Genomic DNA, 6,467 nt, shown 5'->3' on the forward strand with positions numbered 1-6,467 from the left:
CGGGCCGGGCCAGCGGCGGCTCCTCCAGATCGTCCCGCTCGATCGCCGTCACCGACAACCGCTTCAGACCCCGGTCCGCGCCGACGAACTCGGCCACGTACGGCGTGGCGGGCGAGCCGAGCACCGCGCCCGGCGTGTCGAACTGCTCGATGCGCCCCTGCCCGTACACCGCGATCCGGTCACCCATCCGCACCGCCTCCTCGATGTCGTGGGTGACCAGCAGCACCGTCTTGCGCACCCTCGACTGGAGCTTGAGGAACTCGCTCTGCAACCGCTCGCGCACCACCGGGTCCACCGCGCCGAACGGCTCGTCCATCAGCAGCACCGGCGGGTCGGCGGCCAGCGCCCGCGCCACGCCGACCCGCTGGCGCTGGCCGCCGGAGAGCTGCGACGGGTAGCGGGAGCCGTACGTGCCGGGATCGAGGCCCACCAGATCCAGCAGCTCGGCCGCGCGCTCCCGCGCCGCGGACCGCTTCCAGCCGACCAGCGACGGCACCGTCGCCGTGTTGTCCAGGACCGTGCGGTGCGGGAACAGCCCCACCTGCTGGATCACATAGCCGATGCCCCGGCGCAGCTTCACCGGATCGGTGCCGGCGATGTCCCGGCCGTCCACCAGGATGCGGCCCGACGTCGGTTCGATCAGCCGGTTCACCATCATCATCGTGGTGGTCTTGCCGCACCCCGACGGGCCCACCAGCGTGACCAGCTCCCCCTCGGCGACCTCGAACGACAGACCGTCGACCGCGGCCGTACCGTCCGGATAGACCTTGCCGACCTGCTCGAACCGGATCATGCTCGCACGGTAGGAGCCGCCCGCCCCGGCCGCACACGGGCCGCGACCGTCCGGGGCACACCCGTGTGCTGAACTGTCCCGGTACCGTCCGATCCAGGAGCATCCTTGAACAGCTACCGGCAGCCCGGCCTCGTCCTCACCGACCACCGCTTCACCGTCCCGCTGGACCACGCCGACCCCGGCGGTGAGCGGATCGAGATATTCGGCCGGGAGATCGTGGCCTCCTCCCGGGCCGGCCAGGACCTGCCCTGGCTGCTCTACCTGGAGGGCGGCCCCGGCTTCGGCGCCCGCCGCTTCACCGGCGCGGAGGCATGGCTCGGGCGGGCGGTCCGGGAATTCCGGGTGCTCCTGCTCGACCAGCGCGGCACCGGGCTGTCCACCCCCGCCAACCGGCAGACCCTGCCGCTGCGCGGCGGCCCCCGTGAACAGGCCGACTACCTCGCGCACTTCCGTGCGGACAGCATCGTCCGTGACTGCGAGGCCATTCGCCCCCGGCTCACCGGCGGCGCCCCCTGGACGGTCCTCGGCCAGTCCTTCGGCGGCTTCTGCGCCGTTCGTTACCTCTCGTCCGCGCCGGAGGGGCTGGACACCGTCCTGATCACCGGCGGCCTGCCCTCCCTGGACGCCCACGCGGACGACGTCTACCGGGCCGCCTACCCCCGCATCGAACGCAAGGTCGCCGCCCACTACGCCCGCTACCCGCAGGACGTCGAACGCGCCCGCGAGATCACCGCCCACCTCGCGGAGCACCGCCCCGAGAGCGCCGGACACCGGCTGACACCCGAGGCCTTCCAGTCCCTCGGCATCCTCCTCGGCGGCGGCAGCGGCAGCCACCAGCTGCACTACCTCCTCGAGAACGCGTTCGTCCGCACCCCGCACGGCACCGAACTGTCGGACACCTTCCAGGAGGGCATGCGCGCCGCGACCTCCTTCGCCGGACACCCCCTGTACGCCGTGCTGCACGAAGCCATCTACGGCCAGGGCGGGCGCCCCACCGCGTGGTCGGCCGAGCGGGTGCGCGCCGAGTTCCCCCAGTTCGACGCCGCCCGGGCCCTCGCGGGCGACGGCCCGGTCCTGTTCACGGGCGAGAGCATCCACCCCTGGCACTTCGAGGTGGACCCGGCGCTGCGCCCGCTGCGCGAGACGGCCGAACTGCTGGCGGCCCGCACCGACTGGGAGCCCCTGTACGACCCCGCGCGCCTCGCCGCCAACGAGGTGCCGGTGGCCGCCGCCGTCTACCACGACGACATGTACGTCGACACCGCCCACGCGCTGCGCACCGCCGCCGCGATCCGGGGGCTGCGCACCTGGGTGACCGACGAGTTCGAGCACGACGGGGTGCGCGCGGGCGGACCGCGCGTCCTGGACCGGCTGCTCGCCTTGGTCCGCGACGAGGTCTGAGACAGTGCCCGGGGCCGGCCGCGCAACACGCGGCCGGCCTCGGGGACGCGGCCGTCCTCAGCCCTGGAGGGCGTCCAGCGTCGTGCGCAGGTCCGGCGCCGAGCGCGGCGCCCGGTTGTGCGGAAGCCGCGACAGGACCGCCGCCATGCCGCAGGTGCCGGTGACGGCGGAGAAGACGAGACCCGAGCCGACCCCGGCCGACAGCCAGCGCGCCGCCGGGTACCTGAGCCCCGCCAGCAGACCGGCCACCACGAGCGACCCGGCGGCGAAGCGGACCTGGCGCTCCATCGGCCAGACGGACCGCGCCCCCTCCGGCCGGTCCAGGCCGAAGCCCTCGCTCTCCCAGGCGGAGGTGCCGCCGCCGAGGGTCGCCGCCTCGATGTCGGCCTCGGCCAGGAGGTCGCAGGCGCGCGTCGAGCGGGTGCCCGAGGCGCAGACCACGAGCAGGGAACCGCGGGCGGACGCCGACTTGAGGGCGGGCAGTGCCTCGTCGAGCCGGTCGAGCGGTATGTTCAGCGCCCCCGGCACATGGCCGGTCGCGTACTCACCGGGCGCCCGTACGTCGATCACGGTGAATTCCGCGAGCCGGGCGGCCGCCTGTGCGGGGGAGAGGGAAACGGGGGTGGTCACGAGCAGTTTTCCTTTCGTTCACCGGGTATGCGGCGGGTATCGCTCTCGCCTGCCCCGGACCGCCCAGAATACCCCCCTGGGTATGAACTCCGGGGTGTGGCGGATTCCGGCCCGCCCCCGCGCCGTGGCCGCTAGCCTGCCGACATGACCGATCAGACCGATCAACTGAAGCCCATGCCCGAGGACTGGCGGCGCGCGCTCGCCGTCGTGGCCCACCCCGACGACCTGGAGTACGGCTGCGCGGCGGCGGTGGCGGGCTGGACCGACGCCGGGCGCGAGATCACGTATCTGCTCGCCTCCAGGGGCGAGGCCGGCATCGACACCATCGAACCGGAGAAGTGCGGCCCCCTGCGCGAGCAGGAGCAGCGCGCCAGCGCGGCGATCGTGGGCGTCTCGGACGTCGAGTTCCTGGACCACCGCGACGGGGTGATCGAGTACGGCATCCCGCTGCGCCGCGAGATCGCCGCGGCCATCCGCAGGCACCGTCCGGAATTGGTCATCACGCTCAACCACCGGGACACCTGGGGCGGCGTCCTGTGGAACACCCCCGACCACCGCGCGGTCGGCCGGGCCACCCTGGACGCGGCGGCCGACGCGGGCAACCGCTGGATCTTCCCGGAACTGGTGGAACAGGGCCTGGAACCGTGGGACGGGGTGCGCTGGGTCGCGGTCGCCGGGTCGTCCTCACCCACGCACGCGGCGGACGCCACCGCCGGGCTGGAGCGGTCCGTGCAGTCCCTGCTCGCCCACCGCACCTACATCGAGGTCCTGACGGACGAGGAACCCGAGACGTACTGCCGCGACTTCCTCACCGGCTACGCCCAGGAGACGGCCCCCCGCTTCGGCGGCCGCCCGGCCGTCCCGTTCGAACTCTTCACCCGCTGACCGTCCCGGCACCCCCGCGCCGGCCGGACCGGTCGGCGCAGGGCTGTTCACGGAGGCAAGCGACCGCTTAGTATGCGCGGGAGCAGTGGTAATGCCGACAGTGTTGTGGAGGCCCCTCATGCAGGCATGGCGAGTGCACCGGAACGGCGAGCCGAGCGAGGTGATGCGCCTGGAGGAGACGGACCGGCCGGTGCCCGGCGACGGGCAGGTGCTCGTCGAGGTGCTCGCGGCGGGCATCAACTTCCCCGACGCGCTGCTCTGCCGCGGTCAGTACCAGGTACGGCCCCCGCTCCCCTTCACCCCCGGCGTCGAGGTCTGCGGACGCACCGCGGACGGACGCAGGGTGCTCGCCACACCGGCGCTGCCCCACGGCGGCCTCGCCCAGTACGTCGTCACCGACGAGGCGGCGCTGCTGCCGGCGCCGGAGGCCCTGGACGACGCGGAGGCCGCCGCCCTGCACATCGGCTACCAGACCGGCTGGTTCGGGCTCCACCGCCGCGCGCGCCTGCAGGCCGGCGAGACCCTGCTCGTCCACGCCGCCGCGGGCGGGGTCGGCAGCGCCGCCGTCCAGCTCGGCAAGGCAGCGGGCGCCACCGTCATCGGCGTCGTCGGCGGAGCCGGGAAGGCGAAGACCGCCGCCGCACTCGGCTGCGACCTCGTCATCGACCGGCACACCGAGGACATCGTCGCGGCCGTCAAGGAGTTCACCGCGGGCCGCGGCGCCGACGTCGTCTACGACCCCGTCGGCGGCGACGCGTACGCCAAGTCCGTCAAGTGCATCGCCTTCGAGGGCCGGATCGTCGTCGTCGGCTTCGCCTCCGGCACCATTCCCACACCCGGCCTCAACCACGCCCTGGTCAAGAACTACTCCGTCCTCGGCCTCCATTGGGGCCTCTACAACACCAAGGACCCGCAGGCGGTACGCGACTGCCACCGGGAGCTGACCCGGCTCGCCGCCGAAGGCACCGTCAAGCCGCTGATCAGCGAACGCGTCGCGATGGACGAGGCGGCGGCGGCCGTCCAGCGCGTCGCCGACGGCACCAGCACCGGCCGCATCGTCGTCCTCCCGTCCGGAGCCGCCCGATGAGCACCCCCGACGCCGGCGAACTGCGCCGCCTCACCCGCGAACTGCTCGCCGCGCACCCCCCGGCCACCACCGACCGCACCGACTTCCTCAAGGCGCGCTTCGACGCCGGACTCGCCTGGGTCCACTACCCGGTGGGCCTCGGCGGCCTGGCGGCCCCGCGCTCCCTGCAACCCGTCGTCGACGCCGAGCTCGCCGCCGCCGGAGCCCCGGACAACGACCCGCGCCGCATCGGCATCGGCCTCGGCATGGCCGCCCCGACCATCCTCGGCTTCGGCACCGACGCACAGAAGCGGCGGTTCCTGCGGCCCCTGTGGGTGGGGGAGGAGGTCTGGTGCCAGCTGTTCAGCGAACCCGGCGCCGGTTCCGACCTCGCCGCCCTCGGCACACGCGCCGTGCGCGACGCGGAGGGCCACTGGGTGATCGACGGACAGAAGGTCTGGACGTCCAGCGCCCACCTCGCGCGCTGGGCCATCCTCATCGCCCGCACCGACCCTGACGCGCCCAAGCACCGCGGCATCAGCTACTTCATCTGCGACATGACCGACCCGGGCGTCGAGGTCCGGCCGCTGCGCCAGATCACCGGCGAGGCCGAGTTCAACGAGGTCTTCCTCACCGGTGTGCGCATCCCCGACAGCCACCGGCTCGGACCGGTCGGCGAGGGCTGGAAGGTCGCCCGCACCACCCTCATGAACGAACGGGTCTCCATCGGCGGCTCCCGCATCCCCCGCGAGGGCGGCATGATCGGACCCGTCGCCGCCACCTGGCGCGAACGGCCCGAACTGCGCACCCACGACCTGCACCGGCGCCTGCTCACCCTGTGGGTCGAGGCGGAGGTCGCCCGGCTCACCGGGGAGCGGCTGCGCCAGCAGCTCGTCGCCGGGGAGCCGGGACCGGAGGGCTCCGGCATGAAGCTCGCCTTCGCCCGGCTCAACCAGGAGATCAGCGGCCTGGAGGTGGAACTCCTCGGCGACGAGGGCCTGCTGTACGGCGACTGGACCATGCGGCGGCCCGAACTCGTCGACTTCACCGGCCGCGACGCCGGCTACCGCTACCTCCGCTCCAAGGGCAACTCCATCGAGGGCGGCACGAGCGAGGTACTGCTGAACATCGTCGCCGAACGCGTGCTCGGGCTGCCCGCCGAGCCGCGCGACGACAAGGACGTCGCCTGGAAGGACCTCTCCCGATGACCGCACCCACCGCAGCGGACCGGACCCCCGACCTGCTCTACTCGCAGGACGAGGAGGACCTGCGCGCCGCCGTCCGCTCCCTGCTCGCCGACCGGGCCGACGCGCCGTCCGTGATCGCCCGCACCGAGTCCAACACGCCGTACGACCAGGAACTGTGGCAGGCCCTTGCCACCGGCATCGGCGCCGCCGGACTCCTGGTGCCCGAGCACCTGGGCGGCCAGGGCGCCACCCACCGTGAGGCGGCCGTCGTGCTGGAGGAGCTGGGCCGCAGCGTCGCCCCCGCACCGTTCCTGACCAGCTCCGTCGTCGCCACCGAGACCCTGCTGGCGCTCGACGCCCAGGACGGCCCGGCCGCCGCCCTCCTCGCCGAACTCGCCGGAGGGCGCAAGGTCGCGGTGCTCGCCGTGCCGTTCGCGGCCTCGGCCGCCCCCGCCGGCGCTCCGGACCGGGGCCCCGGAAGCGGGGGCCTGCACGCGGTGACCGG

General features: G+C 73.8%; 7 protein-coding genes. 5 read left to right on the forward strand and 2 right to left on the reverse strand.

Features of this window, described 5'->3' with window-relative positions; genetic code table 11:
- Positions 1-793 (reverse strand): ABC transporter ATP-binding protein (locus MHW47_RS30385; RefSeq protein WP_239227078.1); only part of this gene is annotated, 793 nt, incomplete at its 3' end.
- Positions 794-898: 105 nt separating this feature from the next.
- On the opposite strand from MHW47_RS30385, the gene MHW47_RS30390 reads away from it, so the two are divergent.
- Positions 899-2,194, forward strand: a complete 1,296-nt coding sequence (locus MHW47_RS30390; RefSeq protein WP_239227079.1) for an alpha/beta fold hydrolase — start codon at positions 899-901, stop codon at positions 2,192-2,194.
- A gap of 57 nt (positions 2,195-2,251) precedes the next feature.
- Here the strand turns inward: MHW47_RS30390 and MHW47_RS30395 are convergent, their stop codons facing one another.
- Complete coding sequence (locus MHW47_RS30395) at positions 2,252-2,824, reverse strand: rhodanese-like domain-containing protein (protein WP_239227080.1); 573 nt, start codon at positions 2,822-2,824, stop codon at positions 2,252-2,254.
- A 144-nt stretch (positions 2,825-2,968) separates the two neighbouring features.
- Between MHW47_RS30395 and MHW47_RS30400 the strand changes: the two genes are divergently transcribed.
- From MHW47_RS30400 to MHW47_RS30415, 4 genes are all read left to right on the forward strand, one after another.
- Positions 2,969-3,709: a PIG-L deacetylase family protein gene (locus MHW47_RS30400; RefSeq protein WP_239227082.1), complete on the forward strand. Its 741-nt coding sequence runs from the start codon at positions 2,969-2,971 to the stop codon at positions 3,707-3,709.
- A 118-nt stretch (positions 3,710-3,827) separates the two neighbouring features.
- The gene (locus MHW47_RS30405) at positions 3,828-4,796 is read left to right on the forward strand and encodes an NADPH:quinone oxidoreductase family protein (RefSeq protein ID WP_239227083.1); all 969 of its coding nucleotides are present in this window, start codon (positions 3,828-3,830) and stop codon (positions 4,794-4,796) included.
- Positions 4,793-5,983, forward strand: coding sequence for an acyl-CoA dehydrogenase family protein (locus MHW47_RS30410; RefSeq protein ID WP_239227085.1), 1,191 nt, complete (start codon positions 4,793-4,795; stop codon positions 5,981-5,983). The genes MHW47_RS30405 and MHW47_RS30410 overlap by 4 nt, the downstream gene beginning before the upstream one ends.
- Positions 5,980-6,467, forward strand: a 488-nt coding sequence (locus MHW47_RS30415; protein WP_239227086.1) for an acyl-CoA dehydrogenase family protein, incomplete at its 3' end; no start/stop codon positions are given. The genes MHW47_RS30410 and MHW47_RS30415, both read left to right, overlap by 4 nt.

This window comes from Streptomyces sp. OfavH-34-F (genome assembly GCF_022347745.1).
Lineage (GTDB): Bacteria > Actinomycetota > Actinomycetes > Streptomycetales > Streptomycetaceae > Streptomyces.